The sequence below is a fragment of the Streptomyces sp. NPDC001380 genome (genome assembly GCF_042895785.1).
Classification (GTDB): domain Bacteria; phylum Actinomycetota; class Actinomycetes; order Streptomycetales; family Streptomycetaceae; genus Peterkaempfera.
This window is the reverse complement of the sequence record NZ_JBIAWP010000001.1, coordinates 1-15,561: the sequence shown is the minus strand read 5'-3', so window position 1 is coordinate 15,561 and position 15,561 is coordinate 1. Positions and strand designations below refer to the sequence as shown.

Here is a 15,561-nt window from a genome sequence, read left to right as displayed (position 1 = left end):
CCTCGGACCGACAGGATGGTTCGGAAAGCTGGTAGCTAGATTTTCTAGCGAAATGCGGGAGGAGTCAACGCGATGGCGGGCGAGCACACCCCTGCGCCCGGGGAGCCCCGGGCCGCCGTGCCGGTCAGCGGCAGCGAGGTGGCCTGGGCGCTGCGCGAACTCCTGCGGGCCAACCGCGAGGCCGAGCACGCCCTCGCCCGCCGCCTGGGCATGGGGGCCACCGACCTCGGCGCCCTGGAGCACCTGATCGAGGGGGAGCGCCTGGCCGAGGGCGGCGGCCTCGGGCCCGTCGAGCTCGGCGACCGGCTCGGCATCCGCTCCGCCTCCGCGACGGCGCTGGTCGACCGGCTCCAGGCCGCCGGCCACGTCACGCGCGCGCCGCACCCCACCGACCGCCGCCGCCAGGTCGTCCACACCACCGCCCACGCCCGGCAGGAGCTCGCCGGGGCCCTCCAGCCGCTGATCGACGCGGTGGACGGCGTGGTCGCCGCCCTCGGCCCGGACGAGCGCGACGCGGTCGCCCGCTTCCTCTCCGGGGCCGCCGCCGCGGTGCGCGCCGCCTCCGCGGCGGAGGCCGGGGCGGACCCCGCGGCCGGCGCCGCGCCGCGCGGCGGCCCCGGCGCGCCGGGCTGAGCCCGGCCGCCCGGCCGCCCGGCCGTGGGTCCCGCCCGGCCGTCCCGCCCGGGGGTGGGGCCTGCCCGCGCCGGGCCCCGCCCGTGGCGCACCCCGCCCCTGGCGCACCCCGCCCCTGGCGCACCCCGCCCGTGGCGCACCCCGCCTGTGGCGCACCCCGCCTGTGGCGCGCCGTGCCCCGGGTCGGGCCCGACCCCGCCTCCGAACGCGGGAGGATGGCCCCGAGCGACCGCGGGCCGCAGCCCCGCCGCGGCCCCGCCGCGCGCTCCCGTACCGGAGGACGACCCCCATGACGACCGCCCCGCTCCGCACCGACGACGCCTACCTGGACTTCTGGCGCGAGCGACACCTCTGCACCCTCTGCACCCCCCGGCCGGACGGCACGCCCCACCTCGTCCCCGTCGGCGTGACCTACGACGCCGACGCCGGTCTGGCCCGGGTCATCACCGGCAGGGGCAGCCGCAAGGCCCGCAACGTCCTGGCCGCCGGCCCCGGCGGCGCACGCGTCGCCGTCTGCCAGGTCGACGGCGCCCGCTGGGCCACCCTGGAGGGCATGGCCGTCGTCCGCGACGAGCCGGAGGCCGTCGCCGACGCCGTGCGCCGCTACACCGAGCGGTACCGCGTGCCGCGCGCCAACCCCGAGCGGGTCGTCCTGGAGATCCGCGTCACCCGCACCATGGGCCGCGTCTGACGGACCTCCCGGCGGCCCGGCGGTCGGGCGACCCGGCCACCCTGTGCCCCGGCGGCCCCGCCGCCCGGCCGCAGCGTCACCGGACCCCCGCCACCGGCTCCGCCCGGCGGCCGCCCGTCACCCCGATGCGCCCGACCGGTCGCGCCCCGCCCGCCGCCGGGCTCTGCTGGAGGGAGGCGCCGCGCGGAGCCGGCGGACGGGACGAGCACGCGGGAGCGGATGGATGGACACGCCGGGCGGGGTGGTCGTCGGCATCGACGGCTCGGACCTCTCGTGGGCCGCGTTCGACTGGGCGTACCGGGAGGCGTCCCGCCGCCGCACCGGGCTGCACGCCGTCCATGTGACGGGCGTCGGGCACCCCCTGCGCCGCTGGTTCGGCGCCGCCGGGGACGCGAGGGCGGAGGACGACGCGGTGCTCGCCGACGTGGACCGGCACCTGCCCGTCCCGCCCGACCCGGCCGTCGCCGTGGAGCGCTCCGCCGTACCCGCCGAGTCCGCTCTGGCCGGTCCCGCGTCCGACCTGGTCGGGGCGGCGCGGACGGCCGCGCTGCTCGTCCTCGGCGCCGCCGGCACCAGCGGCCTGCGCGAGCAGCTCCTGGGCGCCACCGCCCTGCGCTGCGCGGTCTCCGCCGCGTGCCCCACCGTCCTCGTCCGGGACCTGCCGCACCACGTCCGCGAGGTCCTGGTCGGGATCGACGACTCGGCGGCCGGGCGCGCCGCCCTGCTCTGGGCGTTCCGCGAGGCGGACCTGCACCGCGCCCGGCTCCGCGTCGTGCACGTCGTCTGGCCCTGGCAGTGGCCCGGCCACTCCGAGGACGAGACCGCCGCCGCCGCGCGGCGGATGATGCGCTTCACCGTGGAGCAGCTGCCCCCCACCCCCAGCGGACGCGGGCTGACGGCCGTGGTGGAGGTGGTGCGCCGGTCGGACCCGGTCCGGACCCTGGTGGAGCGGGCCGCCCACGCCGACCTGCTGGTCTGCGGGTCCGTGGGGCGGGCCTCCGGCGAGGTGTCGTCCTCGATCGTCCGCTCGGCCGCCGGCCTCGGCTCGGTCGCGGGGCACGCGGTGCACCGGGCCTCCTCGCACGTGGTGGTCGTGCCCGCCGCCCCGGAGCCGGCGTACCCGTGGGACCGCGAGGAGCGCCTCGACGAGGAGCGCGACTGGGACAGCAGCACCGGCGGCCCGCAGTGGGACGACACCACCCATCTCGTCCTGCCCTGAGAGCCGCCCGCGGAGGTCCCGCGGACGCCCCGGGGGCTCCTGCCCCCGGATGCCCGCCCCGCCGTTCCGGGGCGCCTCAGCCGGCCGTCCGGCCGTCGTGGCGCAGCGCGACCGTCCAGAGGTGCGTGGTCCGCCCGGTGCGGTCCTCCCGGTCGCGCTCGTCGATCCGGACGCCGATCCGGTCCCCGTCGAGGGCCAGCCGGCCGTCGAACCGCCACGCCTCCCCCGCCGGGTGGGGCAGCAGCCGGGCGAGCGCCGCGTCGTGCAGCGTCCCGTCGACGGCCCGCAGCACCCCCGCGTCCAGCACGACCAGCGTCCCGTCCGGCAGGACCGCCGGAGCGGGCACCTGGCTGCCGGCCAGGACGGGACCCTCCTCCACCGTCCCGCCGGGCAGCAGCCGCACCACCCGGCAGGGGCGGTCCGGCGGGGACGTCCGCTCCACCACCCGCACGTCGCCGCCAGGGCCCGCCACGTAGTGGCCGAAGCTGCGCCAGGCGTCCTCCAGGGCGCCGTCCGGGCCGTGCCGCCAGGTGTCGAACACGTCGTACCCGGCCAGTCCGAGCAGGAACCGCCCGCCGTCCAGGGCCGCGCCGTGCTCGCCGCGCAGCTCCGCGACGGCCGCCCCGGTGCCGAGGTCCAGCAGCAGCGCGGGGCCGAGGTGGCCCCAGGGGTGGTAGTCGGGGGAGTCCGTCGCGACGAGCAGCCGCCCGCCGGAGGCGTACGCCTCCCGGGGCGGGCCGGCGCAGGCGTGCGACCAGCGGGTCCGTCCGTCCGGGCCCGTGCAGAGCACCTCCCGGCCGTCCGCGGCGACGGTGAGGCCGTCCGCCGTGCGGACCAGGGTGCGGGGCCCGTCGGCGGGGCCGTCGTCCCACGGCGCCCCGCCCCTGACGGTGCGCCGCTCCACCACGGTGGCGCGCCAGCCGTCCACGGGGTGCCGTGCCCGGCGCCGTCCGCGCCCCCGTCGTCCCGGCAGCAGCATGGCCGACAGGCTACCGCGACCGTGTCCGGCCCTGGCCGTGTCCGGCCCTGACCGGGACCGGCCCGGGCGGGGACCGCCCCGGTCAGGCCGTCCGGCGCACGGCGAGGAGCGCCACGTCGTCGTCGAGCGCGCCGTCGGTGTGGGCGGTGAGCTCGCCGTGGATGCGGTCGACGAGGTGGTCGGGCGACCAGGTGTGGCGCCAGGAGGCGACGCGCTCCGCGAGCGGGTAGAAGGAGCCGCGCGCGTCCCGCGCCTCGACCACGCCGTCGGTGTACAGGAGCAGCACGTCCCCCTTGCGGAAGGGGTAGACGTCGACCGCGCCCGTGTCCGGCAGCAGGGAGCCGAGGCCGAGCGGCGGGTCGGGCCGCCGGGCGTCGAGGCTGACGGCGGTGCCGTGCCGGAGCAGCAGGGGCGGCGGGTGCCCGCAGGTCAGCAGGTGCACCTCCGGGGCGTCGTCGGGGATGTCGACCAGGACCGCCGTGGCGAAGGCCTCGCCCGCCTCCCCCGTGTGCGGGGAGGTGTTCCAGCTGACGGCGCCGTCCAGGTGGGCCGCCAGCGCGGGCAGGTCCGGGTTGCGGTGGGCGGCCGCGCGGAAGGCGCCCAGGACGAGCGCCGCGTGGTCCACGGCCTCCATGCCCTTGCCGCGGACGTCCCCGATCAGCAGTCTCGTCCCGCCCGGGGTGCGGACCGCCGCGTAGAAGTCGCCGCCGATCCGCGCGTGGTCCTCGGCGGCCAGGTAGACGGAGGCGACCTGCAGCGGGCCGATCCGGCGCGGCAGCGGCCTGAGGAGCACCTGCTGCGCCGTCTCGGAGACCGACCGCACCTGTGCCAGCTCCGCGTCGCGGCGCTCCTGCAGGCGGCTGAAGAACACGACGAAGGCCGACACCAGGACCAGGGCCGCGATCTGGGTCTCGTGGTTCGAGGTGGTGATGCTGTTGCGGACGACGGCGATCACGATCTGGGCGCCGACGGCGAGCGCCGCGACGGCCGCGGTCAGCCGGGGCCCGGTGAACGACGAGGTCAGGGCCGGGGCGACCACCAGCAGCGGTCCCAGGTGGATGTGGTCCGGCGAGAGGATGTCGGCGACGGTGATCAGCACGACCAGGACGACGGGCACCGCGACCAGGGCCGCGGGCGGCCGCTGCCCCGCCCCGCTCGCACGCCGCCGGTACCGCATACCCATCATGGGTACACCTCCGCGGCGGCCCGTGCATCCGCTGCCGTCCGGCCGGCGGGCTGCCCGCCGGCCGCACACCGGCGCGCCCGGGGCGGCCCGGGGCGGCCGGGAGCGGCCGGGACCGGGCACGTACCCCGGCCGGCCCCGGCCGTCCGCGTCCGCCGGTTCAGCAGAAGGGCTGCCCGCCCCGCTGCCCGGCGCCCTGCGCGGTGGCGTCCTGGGCGGTCGTCCGCAGCGAGCAGGGGTCGACGCCGGCACCCCGCAGCGCGTCCCGGGCGGCCCCGGTCTGCCCGGCGGTCAGCGAAGGGGTGCGGGAGAGGACGAACCCGCTGCGCCGGGCGGAGTCGGTGACCACCGCCCACCGGTAGTCCCGGTCCAGCCCGACCACGATGTAGTTCGCGGTGGAGGTGTGGGTCCACGTGCCGCCGAGCCTGACGAAGGAGACGTTGAGCCGCGCGCCCGTGGCGTCGAGCGGCTTCGCGTCCCCCTTGACGGTGCTGGTGAGGCCGAAGAGGGAGGTGCAGGAGTTCCGCACCGCCACCGTGCCCCGGTCCGTGGCGCCGTAGTCGGCGGCGCTGTTGCGCAGGCACTGGACCTCGTACAGGGCCGGGACGGCCGCCACCTGGTACCAGTGGCCGAGGTAGCGCTGCACGTCGAACGACGCGACCGGCTTCGGCTCCGCGGCGGGCGCGGCCGCGGCGGGTCCGGCCCCGGTGAGTCCCCCGGCGACCGCGGCCAGGGCCGCGACCGCACCGGCGGCGCTCCTGCGGACGGTCCTCGTGGCCTTCGACATGTCCACCTGCCTCCCGCCCCCGCCCGTCGCGGGGGCCTCGCTTCCGGCGCGGCCGCCTCGCTGCGGCCGCGCGGTCCTGCACCCGTGCTTCGGGGCCGGGGCGGGGGGCGGATGCGCCCGGACGGGTGGTCCGCGACGCGGCCGGCCCCCCCGGCGCCGCCACGGGGGGCGGCGCCGGCGGGGCCGGCGGGGGAGGAGCGGGGGTCAGACGGCGGCGGACCGGCCGGCCTCGGCGGAGAGGCGGGTCAGCACGGCGGCGAGCTGGTCGGTGACCTCGGCGTCGTCCACCGGGTGGGTCTCGGCGAAGCGCACGACGGAGCCGGGGACGGACAGCTTCACGTCCTCCAGGACCGTCGCGCCGGCGATGCCCAGGGCCTTGCGGGCCTCGTCCTGCGCCCACACGCCGCCGAACTGGCCGTAGGCGGTGCCGATGACGGCGGCGGGCTTGCCGATGAAGCCGCCGGCGCCGTGCGGGCGGGACAGCCAGTCGATCGCGTTCTTCAGCACGGCGGGGATGGTGCCGTTGTACTCGGGCGAGAAGAGCAGGAAGGCGTCGACCCGGCCGGCGGCCTCGCGCAGGAGGGCGGCCGCCTCCGGCAGGGTGCCCTCGACGTCGATGTCCTCGTTGTAGAACGGGATGTCGGCGAGACCCTCGTAGATCTCGACGTCGGTGCCCTCGGGGGCGAGCTTGACGGTGGCCTCGGCGAGCTGGCGGTTGTGGGAGCCGGCGCGGAGGCTGCCGACGAGCGCGAGGATGCGGACGGACATGGGTACTCCCGAAAGTACGGACGGCGGTGGCGGTCAGGACGCCTGACCAGTCAAACGGACCGTGGTCCGGATGCATTCCCAGATGTAGCACAGCAAGCGGACCGCGGTCCACTTCCTCCCCGCCTGGCATTACCCTGGCCGCATGGCCGCACCACGCCCACCCGCCCGCCGCACCGCCGAGCCGCACCCGCCGGTGCCCGGATCCGACCACCCGGACCGCGTCCGTCCGCGCCCCGGGCCCCCGGACACCTGCCCTCCGGACGGCGGCTCCCCGGACGGCGGCTCCCCGGGCGCCGCCCCCGTCCGCCTCCCTGTCCCGCCGCCCCTCCCGGACCCCCCGGCCGGCCGGACGCCCCTGCGCCTGGCCGACGAGGCCCCGGCCGAGGCCTCGCCGTGCCGGGCGGACGCCGTGCGCAACCGCCTCCGGCTCCTGGAGGCAGCCGCCCGGCTGGTCGCCGAGCACGGGCCCGAGCACGTCACCATGGAGGCCGTCGCCGCGGCGGCCGGCGTCGGCAAGGGCACCGTCTTCCGGCGGTTCGGTGACCGTGCGGGCCTCATGCTCGCCCTTTTGGACCACGCCGAGCGCGCCTACCAGCAGTCCTTCCTCGCCGGGCCCCCGCCGCTCGGGCCCGGCGCGCCCCCCGTGCAGCGGCTGGAGGCGTTCGGGACGGCCACCCTGCGCCACCTCGTCGCGCACGCGGGCCTCCTCCTCGCCGCCGAGCACGACCCGGCCCGCCGCTTCGCCGCGCCGCGCCGCGTCCGCCTCGTCCACGTCTCCGCGCTGCTGCGGGAGGCCGGGGCGGGCGGCGACGAGGAGCTGCTCGCGGAGGCCCTGCTGGCCTTCCTCGACCCCGCCCTCGTCGACCACCTCCGCCGGCGCGGCGGGATGACGTTCGAGCGGCTGGACGCCGGCTGGCGGGACCTCGTGGCCCGCGTCGTCCGCGCCGCCTGACGCCCAGGAGCGCCCAGGAGCGCCCAGGAGCGCCCAGGTGCCCCCGGGGGCGCGGAGGGGCCGCCCCAGGACGCGCAGGGCCCCCCGGGACGGATCCGTCCCGGGGGGCCCTGCCCCGCCGCCGGAGCCGTCCGGGACCGGGCCCCTCCCGGAGTCCCCGTCCCGGACGGCTCAGTCCCGCACGGCTCAGTCCCGCACGGCTCAGTCCACCGCGGTGAGCCGCACCACCGCGCTCGCCCAGTCGCCGGCGAGCCGCACCGGCAGGCCGTGCGCGAGCAGCACCGCGCCGTGGTGGACCTCGCCCGTCGCCTCGTCGCGGTACCGCCGCTGCGGGTCCAGGCCGGCCGGCCGCAGCGGGGCGGGTACGGCCCCGTCGTACACGGACGGGAGCCGCCAGGCGACGACCACGACCCGGTCGCCGAGCGTGTACTGCACGGCGTCCCGCAGCCGGTGCAGCTCGCCCTGCTGGACCACCGGCCGGATCTCCTTGTACTCCTCGACCAGCCGCGCCGCCTCCGCCAGCTCCTCCGGCGACCAGTGCAGCAGGTCGCCGCCGATGCCGAGCGCCCCCGCCATCGCGACCCGGAACCGGAAGGCCAGCGGCAGCCGGCGCCCGGTCAGCGGGTTGGGGCTGTCGGTGACCCAGGCCGTCATGGTGCGGGCCGGGTAGAGCTGGCTGTAGCCGTGCTGGATCGAGAGGCGGTCGTGGGCGTCGGTGTTGTCGGAGGTCCACACCTGGTCGGTGCGGGCGAGGACGCCCAGGTCGACGCGGCCGCCGCCGCCCGCGCACGCCTCGATCCGCAGGTCGGGGTGGGCGGCGCGCAGCCGGTCCATGACGCGGTGGACGCCGCGGACGTGGTCGTGCCACAGGCGGTCGGGGTCGGCGGCGCCGGGCCACCCGGCCTCGGTGAACGCCCGGTTCATGTCCCACTTGAGGTAGTCGATCCGGTGCTCGGCGACGAGGGCGTCGAGCCACCCGAGGGCCCACTCCGCGACGTCCGGGCGGGCGAAGTTCAGCACGAGCTGGTTGCGCAGCTCGGTGCGGTCGCGGTGGGCGGTGTGCAGCACCCAGTCGGGGTGCGCCCGGTACAGGTCGCTGTCGGGGTTGACCATCTCGGGCTCCACCCAGAGCCCGAACCGCATGCCCAGGCGGCGGACCTCCGCCACCAGCGGCCCCAGGCCGTCGGGGAACCGGTCGGGGGCGGGCGTCCAGTCGCCGAGCCCGGCCGCGTCGCTGCGCCGCGCCCCGAACCAGCCGTCGTCCACGGTGAACAGCTCGACGCCCAGGGCGGCGGCCCTCGCCGCCAGCTCCCGCTGCTTCTCCTCCGTGACGTCGAACTGCACGGCCTCCCAGGAGTTGTAGACCACCGGCCGCAGCTCGTCGGGCCGCGGCAGGACGTGGCCGGCGGTGTACCGGTGCCAGGCGCGGCTGGCGGCGCCGAAGCCGCCGTCGGTGTACAGCCCCGCGAAGACCGGCGTCTCCCACGTCCCGCCCGCCCGCAGCACGACGGCCGGCCCCTCGTGGCCGGCGCCGCCGGTCACCGCCACGTCCCCGGTGTGGCTGCGCGAGGCCGTGATGCGCCAGCTGCCGCTCCAGGCGAGGGCGGCGCCCCACACCTCGCCGTGCTCCTCGCCCGCGTCCCCGCCGTCGACCATGAGCCACGGGTTGGCCTGGTGGCTCGTGATGCCGCGGCGGCTGGTGAGGGTCGTCTCGGCGGCGGGCAGCGGCGTGCGGTGCAGCCGGAACTCGCCGGACCAGCCGCCGGTGACGTGGCTGAGCCGGTAGTCGTCCAGGACGGGCAGCGTCCAGCAGGCGGAGTCCAGGCGCAGGACCTCCACGGGGGTGTCCTGCGCCGTGCCGGCCTCGGCGGTGTGCCGCAGCGACGCCCACCGTTCCACCACGTCGCTGTCCGGGTGGACCCGGTAGTGCAGCTCCAGCTCCAGCGGGTGGTGGTCGTCGTGGAAGGAGAGGGCGAGGGTGCCCCCGTCGATGCGGTGCCCGGTGTGCCGCCACTGCAGGCCCCGGCCCCGGTCAGCATACCTGACCTGCAGCGCGGGCACGCCGAAGCGGGCGCCCCCCTCGCTCGGGTACTCCTCGCGGACGGCGCCGTCGAAGCTGCTGGCCGGGCCCTCGCGCAGCGGGACGGCCGCGGCCTGCGCGGGGGTGAGGGGCCGCCCCCAGTGGACGTGGCGCAGCAGCCCGGCGTCGTCCAGGCGGAGCGCGTAGGAGCTGTTCGCCGTGCGCAGCAGCCAGGTGCGGGTGGCGGGGTCGAAGGTCACCGCGTCCATGGGTCTCCCGTCCGAGGATCGGTCCGAGGGCCGGTCCGAGGGTTAGTAACGTGAATCAACAATTTCCAACATCGATGCTCGCGGGACTTCGCCGCGTTCGGCGCCGCGGGGACCCTCCGTGGCGGGGGTGTGCCCGTCCGTGCATGTGGGAAAGGAGGTCTCAGGGCGACTCCGTCCGATCCGGCACGTACGGAACGTGAGCCTACCGCCGCGCAGCGAGTCCGCCAACGGCTCCTCCGGGGCTCCGAACCTCACAGCTTGGCAACATCCGATGTTCATTTGAGTTCTCATCTTCGCGAAGATGTTGACTTTAGCGAAACGTAGGTCGAAGGTGTTCGCATCCCGGCCTGCAGGGACGAAGCAGGCCGCAACGACTCGAGGAGTCGCTCATGTCCATGCGCCACCGCCCCTCCCGGAGACGTGCTCTCGCCGCCGCTCTGGTCTGCCTCCCGCTCGTCGCCTCCGCTGCCGCGTGCAGCAGCGGCGGTGACGGCGGCGGCGGCGGCAAGGCCGCGGCGTGCACCAAGAGCAACGGCAAGGTCGACCTGACCTTCTGGTCCTGGGTGCCCGGCATGGACAAGGCCGTCGCCGAGTGGAACCGCCAGAACCCCGACATCCACGTGACGGTGAAGACCACTCCTGCGGGCAACGCCGGCACCTACCAGAACATGTCCAACGCCCTGAAGGCCGGCAAGGCGCCCGACCTCGGGCAGATGGAGTACGACTCCCTCGCCAGCTTCCGCCTGAAGGACGGCCTGACCGACATCTCCTCCTGCGACCCGGTCAAGCAGGCCTCCGGCGACTTCGCCGACTGGACGTGGTCCCAGGTCACCTTCGGTGCGAACGGCAAGGACGGCGTCTGGGCCATCCCCGAGGACACCGGTCCGATGGCGCTCTTCTACCGCAAGGACCTCTTCGACAAGTACAAGATCCCGGTGCCGAAGACCTGGGACGAGTACTACCAGGACGCCAAGGCCCTGAAGAAGGCCGACCCCAAGGCCTCCATCACCCACTTCTCGCAGACCGACCCCAACTGGTTCACCGGTCTGCTGTGGCAGGGCGGCACCAGCATGTTCTCCCAGGACGGCGACAAGTGGAAGGTCGACGTCGACAGCCCGGCCAACCGCAAGGTGGCCGACTACTGGCAGAAGATGATCGACGAGAAGCTCGTCGCCACCGACCTCCAGGGCTTCTCCCCCGCGCTGTACAAGGCGTGGAACGACGGCGAGGTCGCCACCTGGATCAGCGCCGCCTGGGGCTACAGCACCATCCGTGACAACGCCAAGGCCACCGCCGGCAAGTGGGCCGTCGCCCCCATGCCGCAGTGGAACGCGGGCGAGCAGAAGGCCGGCAACTGGGGCGGCTCCAGCACCGCCGTCCTCGCCGGCAGCAAGCACCCCTACGAGGCGTCGAAGTTCGCCGTCTGGCTGAACTCCGACCCGAAGGCGCTGGAGATCCTCAACCGCGAGGGCGGCCTCTACCCGGCCGCCACCAAGGGCCTGAGCCTCTCCGCCCTCCAGCAGCCGGTGGACTTCTACGGCGGGCAGAAGATCTTCGATGTCTTCGCCCAGGCGTCCAAGGGCGTCGACACCAAGTGGGCCTGGGGCCCGACCATGACCGACACCTACCGCTTCATGAGCGACGGCATCGCCGGCTCCCTGGGCGGCGGTGGCAAGCTGTCCGACGTCCTGCGCGACACCGATGCCAAGACGGTGGACTCGCTCAAGAAGCAGTCCCTGCAGGTCGCCGAGTAGCAGTGCGAGGCGGCTGCGCGGCCCCGGCCGTGCAGCCGCCCGTCCCCAAGGAGTTCCCGCATGACCGCAGTCCCCACCCGGACCGCCGCGGCACCGGCCGCGACCTCCCGGACCTCCCCCGCCAAGCCCAGACGGCAGCGGGGCCACTGGCTGTTCCTGCTGCCCTTCCTCGTGCCCTTCACCCTCTTCACGGTGGTGCCGGTCGGGTACGCCGCCTACCAGAGCCTCTTCCGCACCCAGCGGGTCGGCGGCACCTTCGGGCACACCACGAGCGTCTTCGCCGGCCTGCACCAGTACCGCGAGGTCCTGTCCGACCCCGACTTCACGCGCAGCGTCGGCCGCGTGCTGCTGTTCGGGATCGTCCAGATCCCCGTGATGCTGCTGCTCGCCCTGGTCCTCGCGCTGCTGCTCGACTCGACCGTGCCGCGCCTCAAGCGGTTCTTCCGCGTCGCCTACTTCGTGCCCTACGGCATCCCCGGCGTCATCGCCGCCCTCATGTGGGGCTTCCTGTACGACCCGCGGCTCTCCCCGGTCGTGGACGTGCTCCACAAGGTCGGCGCCCACCCGGACTTCCTCGGATCCGGCAGCATCCTGTGGTCCATGGCGAACGTCGTCACCTGGACGTACACCGGCTACAACATGCTGATCATCTACGCCGCCCTGCAGGCCATCCCCGCCGACATCTACGAGGCGGCCCGCATGGACGGCGCGACCGGCGCCGCCATCGCCTGGCGGATCAAGGTGCCCATCGTGCGCCCGGCGCTCGTGCTCACCGGCGTCTTCTCCATCATCGGCACCCTGCAGCTCTTCACCGAGCCGCAGGTCTTCCGCTCCATCTCCACCAGCGTCACCAGCACCTACACGCCGAACCTGGCCGCGTACTCGCTGGCCGCCGGGGACGACTACAGCGAGGCCGCCGCCATGTCGGTGACCCTGGCCCTCGCCACCTTCATCCTCTCCTTCGGCTTCCTCAAGCTCAGCAGTCGAAAGGCCCAGGCATGAGCATCCTCACCGACACGGCCGGCGCCCACCCCGCGCGCCCGGCCGCCGACGGGCGGGCGCGCGGGCCCCGGGACAACCGCGCCGCGGTCGTCATGGCCACGGTCTTCCTCGTGCTCGCCGCCGTCTACATGCTGCTGCCGGTCTTCTGGCTGCTCGTCTCCGCGACCAAGAGCCAGGGCGACCTCGTCGACAGCTTCGGCTTCTGGTTCTCCGGCTTCCACCTGGGCGAGAACCTCAAGGCCCTCTTCACCCGCCAGGACGGCGTCTACCTGCACTGGCTGCTCAACAGCCTGCTCTACGCGGGCCTCGGCGCCGCCGTCGGCACCCTGCTCTCCTCCATGGCCGGCTACGCCCTCGCCAAGTACACCTTCCGCGGCCGCGAGCTGGTCTTCTCCGTCATCCTCGGCGGCGTGCTGCTGCCCGCCACCGCCCTCGCACTGCCGCTCTTCCTGATGTTCGCCAAGCTCGACGCGACCAACACCTTCTGGTCCGTCTTCCTGCCGAGCATCGTCAGCCCCTTCGGCGTCTACCTGTCGCGGATCTTCGCGGCGAGCTCGGTGCCGGACGAGGTCATCGAGGCGGCCCGCATCGACGGCGCCGGCGAGATGCGGACCTTCTTCACCATCGCGCTGCGGCTGATGTCGCCCGCCATGGTGACCATCTTCCTGTTCCAGTTCGTCGTCATCTGGAACAACTTCCTGCTGCCGCTGGTCATGCTCCAGGACGAGCGGCTCTACCCGGTCACCCTCGGCCTGTTCACGTGGCAGTCCCAGGTCAGCCGCGACCCGCAGCTGCAGATCCTCACCGTCACCGGCTCGCTGGTGTCGGTGGTGCCCATCGTGATCGCCTTCCTCGCCCTCCAGCGCTACTGGCGGGCCGGGCTCTCCGCAGGGGCGGTGAAGTCGTGAGCGCCACCACCACGGACGGGGCCCTGCGCGCCCTCACCGACCGCCTCGGCGGCCGCATCGCCTACGGCGGCGACTACAACCCCGAGCAGTGGCCCCGGGAGACCTGGCGCGAGGACGCCCGCCTCATGCAGGAGGCCGGCGTCAACCTCGTCACCGTCGGCGTCTTCTCCTGGGCCTGGGTCGAACCCGCCCCGGGCGAGTGGGACTTCTCCGGCCTCGACGAGGTCCTCGACCTGCTCCACGCGCACGGGATCGCCGTCGACCTCGCCACCGCCACCGCCTCGCCCCCGCCGTGGTTCGCCACCCGCCACCCCGAGGCCATGCCGGTCACGGCCGAGGGCGTCCGCCTCTCCCACGGCTCCCGGCAGGGCTTCTGCCCCAGCAGCCCGGTGTACGCCGAGGCCGCCGGCCGCCTGGTCGAGCGGATCGCCGAGCGGTACCGCGACCACCCCGCCGTGGTGCTGTGGCACGTCCACAACGAGTGGGGCAACCACAACGCCCACTGCTTCTGCGACACCAGCGCCGAGGCCTTCCGCGACTGGCTGCGCGAGCGCTACGGCACGCTCGACGGCCTCAACCACGCCTGGGGCACCGCCTTCTGGAGCCAGCGCTACGGCGCCTGGGAGGAGGTCCTGCCCCCGCGCGCCACCCCCGCCATCGGCAACCCCACCCAGCAGCTCGACCACTGGCGGTTCTCCTCCGACGCGCTGCTGGCCTGCCACCGCCGCGAGGTGGAGGTCCTGCGCCGCCTCTCCCCGGACACGCCCCTCACCACCAACCTCATGGGCACGCTGGAGAAGAAGGTCGACGGCTTCGCCTTCGCCCGCGAGACCGACTTCGTCTCCGTCGACCACTACCTCACCGCGGCCGACCCCGAGGGCCACATCGGCCTCTCCTTCGACGCCGACCTGGCCCGGGGCATGGGCGGCGGCGCGCCCTGGCTGCTCATGGAGCACTCCACCTCGGCCGTCAACTGGCAGCCCCGCAACGTCGCCAAGACACCGGGGCAGATGCGCCGCAACTCCCTGGCCCACCTCGCCCGCGGCGCCGACGGCATCATGTACTTCCAGTGGCGGCAGTCCCGGGCCGGCGCCGAGAAGTGGCACTCGGCGATGCTCCCGCACGGCGGGACGGACACGAAGACCTGGCGGGAGACGGCCGCGCTCGGCGCCGAGCTGCAGGCCCTCGCCGAGGTCCGCGGCACCCGCGTCCGCGCCGACGTCGCGCTCCTCTTCGACTGGGAGGCGTGGTGGGCCCTGGAGCTCGACGCCCGCCCCTCGGTCGACGTGCGCTACCTCGACCTGGTCCGCGCCTGGTACGCCGCCCTGTGGTCCTCCGGCACCGCGTGCGACGTCGTCCACCCCGGCGCCGACCTGTCCGGGTACCGGCTGGTGCTCGTCCCCAGCCAGTACCTGGTCGCCGACGCCCACGCCGAGGCGCTGGAGCGGTACGTCGCCGGGGGCGGGCACGCGGCCGTCGGCTTCTTCAGCGGCCTGGTCGACGTGCACGACCACGTGCGGTCCGGCGGGTACCCGGGCGCCTACCGGGAGATGCTCGGGCTGCGCACCGACGAGTTCCACCCGCTGCGGGCCGGCGAGTCCGTGCGGCTCGACAACGGCTCCGCGGCCACCGTGTGGACCGAGGCCGTCGAGCTGCGCGGCGCCGAGCAGGTCGTGGCGTTCGCCAAGGGCGAGGAGGGCGGGCCGGTGCCCGGCGGGCCGGCGGTCACCCGCCACGCCCACGGCGACGGCACCGCCTGGTACGTCGCCACCCGCCCCGACCGCGACGGCCTGGCCCGGATCCTGCGCCGGATCTGCGGGGAGGCCGGGGTCGCCCCCGTCGCCGAGGTGCCCGAGGGCGTCGAGGCGGTCCGCCGCACCGGGCCGGGGGCGGGCTACCTGTTCCTGATCAACCACACCGGCGCCGACGCCCGCGTCCCCGCCCGCGGCACCGACGTGGTCCGGGGCACGCCCGTCGACGGCACGGCGGTGGTGCCCGCCGGCGACGTCCTCGTCGTCCGGGAGGACCCGGCCGCCGGCTGACGCCCCGCCGTTCCCCACCGCACGGACGGACGCCCCCCGCCAGGACTCGGCGAGGGGCGTCCGGCACGTCCGGGGCCGGGGCCTCAGCCCTTGGCGCCCACGTAGAGGGCGATCGCGTCACCGGCGCCGACGGTGGCGGTGAAGGTCCCGGTGGAGCCCACCGTGTAGGTGGTGCCGGTGCAGCCGCCGCCCGCGGTGGGGTCGCCGTGCTGGACGTCGCAGTAGGTGCCGGCGGGCAGCGAGGTCTGGAAGGTGCGGCTGACCGCGCTGCTCTCGTGGTTGATGGCGACGTAGCCCTTGCTGCCGCGGCCGAAGGCGATGGCGTTGTTGCCGTTGGACCACCAGTTGGTCACC

Annotated in this window: 14 protein-coding genes; 8 read left to right on the top strand and 6 right to left on the bottom strand. The window is 75.5% G+C overall.

The features are described 5' to 3' along the window. The first annotated feature begins 72 nt into the window (after positions 1-72). The 3 genes from ACFY07_RS00070 to ACFY07_RS00060 all read left to right on the top strand — a co-directional run bounded on the left by ACFY07_RS00070 (position 73) and on the right by ACFY07_RS00060 (position 2,543). Positions 73-633, top strand: a complete 561-nt coding sequence (locus ACFY07_RS00070; RefSeq protein ID WP_390866608.1) for a MarR family winged helix-turn-helix transcriptional regulator — start codon at positions 73-75, stop codon at positions 631-633. 289 nt (positions 634-922) lie between these two features. Continuing rightward, on the top strand, positions 923-1,324 hold the full coding sequence (locus tag ACFY07_RS00065; protein ID WP_230646982.1) for a pyridoxamine 5'-phosphate oxidase family protein: 402 nt from the start codon (positions 923-925) through the stop codon (positions 1,322-1,324). A gap of 223 nt (positions 1,325-1,547) precedes the next feature. After that, complete coding sequence (locus ACFY07_RS00060; RefSeq protein ID WP_390866607.1) at positions 1,548-2,543, top strand: universal stress protein; 996 nt, start codon at positions 1,548-1,550, stop codon at positions 2,541-2,543. Positions 2,544-2,619: 76 nt separating this feature from the next. On the opposite strand, the gene ACFY07_RS00055 is transcribed toward ACFY07_RS00060, so the two are convergent. The 4 genes from ACFY07_RS00055 to ACFY07_RS00040 form a co-directional block, all read right to left on the bottom strand. Next, the gene (locus ACFY07_RS00055; protein ID WP_390866606.1) at positions 2,620-3,522 is read right to left on the bottom strand and encodes a hypothetical protein; all 903 of its coding nucleotides are present in this window, start codon (positions 3,520-3,522) and stop codon (positions 2,620-2,622) included. An 82-nt stretch (positions 3,523-3,604) separates the two neighbouring features. After that, positions 3,605-4,699, bottom strand: a complete 1,095-nt coding sequence (locus tag ACFY07_RS00050) for a PP2C family protein-serine/threonine phosphatase (RefSeq protein WP_390867036.1) — start codon at positions 4,697-4,699, stop codon at positions 3,605-3,607. A gap of 166 nt (positions 4,700-4,865) precedes the next feature. Beyond that, positions 4,866-5,492 (bottom strand): lipocalin family protein, encoded by a 627-nt coding sequence (locus tag ACFY07_RS00045; RefSeq protein ID WP_390866605.1) that lies wholly within the window; start codon positions 5,490-5,492, stop codon positions 4,866-4,868. A gap of 204 nt (positions 5,493-5,696) precedes the next feature. Further along, entirely contained in the window at positions 5,697-6,260 is a 564-nt protein-coding gene (locus ACFY07_RS00040; RefSeq protein WP_390866604.1) for an NADPH-dependent FMN reductase, read from the bottom strand. A gap of 361 nt (positions 6,261-6,621) precedes the next feature. Between ACFY07_RS00040 and ACFY07_RS00035 the strand changes: the two genes are divergently transcribed. Next, the gene (locus ACFY07_RS00035; RefSeq protein ID WP_390867035.1) at positions 6,622-7,212 is read left to right on the top strand and encodes a TetR/AcrR family transcriptional regulator; all 591 of its coding nucleotides are present in this window, start codon (positions 6,622-6,624) and stop codon (positions 7,210-7,212) included. Positions 7,213-7,413: 201 nt separating this feature from the next. Here ACFY07_RS00035 and ACFY07_RS00030 read toward each other — a convergent pair whose 3' ends face one another. Next, positions 7,414-9,501, bottom strand: a complete 2,088-nt coding sequence (locus ACFY07_RS00030) for an alpha-galactosidase (RefSeq protein ID WP_390866603.1) — start codon at positions 9,499-9,501, stop codon at positions 7,414-7,416. A 389-nt stretch (positions 9,502-9,890) separates the two neighbouring features. On the opposite strand from ACFY07_RS00030, the gene ACFY07_RS00025 reads away from it, so the two are divergent. From ACFY07_RS00025 to ACFY07_RS00010, 4 genes are read left to right on the top strand one after another with little or no spacing between them, the layout of a single operon-like run. Beyond that, positions 9,891-11,255, top strand: a complete 1,365-nt coding sequence (locus ACFY07_RS00025) for an ABC transporter substrate-binding protein (RefSeq protein WP_390866602.1) — start codon at positions 9,891-9,893, stop codon at positions 11,253-11,255. A gap of 60 nt (positions 11,256-11,315) precedes the next feature. Continuing rightward, positions 11,316-12,257, top strand: a complete 942-nt coding sequence (locus ACFY07_RS00020) for a carbohydrate ABC transporter permease (protein WP_390866601.1) — start codon at positions 11,316-11,318, stop codon at positions 12,255-12,257. Beyond that, the gene (locus tag ACFY07_RS00015; protein ID WP_390866600.1) at positions 12,254-13,165 is read left to right on the top strand and encodes a carbohydrate ABC transporter permease; all 912 of its coding nucleotides are present in this window, start codon (positions 12,254-12,256) and stop codon (positions 13,163-13,165) included. The genes ACFY07_RS00020 and ACFY07_RS00015 overlap by 4 nt, the downstream gene beginning before the upstream one ends. Next, complete coding sequence (locus ACFY07_RS00010; RefSeq protein WP_390866599.1) at positions 13,162-15,207, top strand: beta-galactosidase; 2,046 nt, start codon at positions 13,162-13,164, stop codon at positions 15,205-15,207. Before ACFY07_RS00015 ends, ACFY07_RS00010 begins: the two co-directional genes overlap by 4 nt. An 83-nt stretch (positions 15,208-15,290) precedes the next feature. Here ACFY07_RS00010 and ACFY07_RS00005 read toward each other — a convergent pair. Continuing rightward, positions 15,291-15,561 (bottom strand): alpha amylase C-terminal domain-containing protein (locus ACFY07_RS00005; RefSeq protein ID WP_390866598.1); only part of this gene is annotated, 271 nt, incomplete at its 5' end.

Bases quoted from the DNA above. Each gene is read 5' to 3' on its own strand.
- ACFY07_RS00070 (WP_390866608.1), top strand. From the start codon at position 73: ATGGCGGGCGAGCACACCCCTGCGCCCGGGGAGCCCCGGGCCGCCGTG.
- ACFY07_RS00065 (WP_230646982.1), top strand. From the start codon at position 923: ATGACGACCGCCCCGCTCCGCACCGACGACGCCTACCTGGACTTCTGG.
- ACFY07_RS00060 (WP_390866607.1), top strand. From the start codon at position 1,548: ATGGACACGCCGGGCGGGGTGGTCGTCGGCATCGACGGCTCGGACCTC.
- ACFY07_RS00055 (WP_390866606.1), bottom strand. From the start codon at position 3,522: ATGCTGCTGCCGGGACGACGGGGGCGCGGACGGCGCCGGGCACGGCAC.
- ACFY07_RS00050 (WP_390867036.1), bottom strand. From the start codon at position 4,699: ATGCGGTACCGGCGGCGTGCGAGCGGGGCGGGGCAGCGGCCGCCCGCG.
- ACFY07_RS00045 (WP_390866605.1), bottom strand. From the start codon at position 5,492: ATGTCGAAGGCCACGAGGACCGTCCGCAGGAGCGCCGCCGGTGCGGTC.
- ACFY07_RS00040 (WP_390866604.1), bottom strand. From the start codon at position 6,260: ATGTCCGTCCGCATCCTCGCGCTCGTCGGCAGCCTCCGCGCCGGCTCC.
- ACFY07_RS00030 (WP_390866603.1), bottom strand. From the start codon at position 9,501: ATGGACGCGGTGACCTTCGACCCCGCCACCCGCACCTGGCTGCTGCGC.
- ACFY07_RS00025 (WP_390866602.1), top strand. From the start codon at position 9,891: ATGTCCATGCGCCACCGCCCCTCCCGGAGACGTGCTCTCGCCGCCGCT.
- ACFY07_RS00020 (WP_390866601.1), top strand. From the start codon at position 11,316: ATGACCGCAGTCCCCACCCGGACCGCCGCGGCACCGGCCGCGACCTCC.
- ACFY07_RS00015 (WP_390866600.1), top strand. From the start codon at position 12,254: ATGAGCATCCTCACCGACACGGCCGGCGCCCACCCCGCGCGCCCGGCC.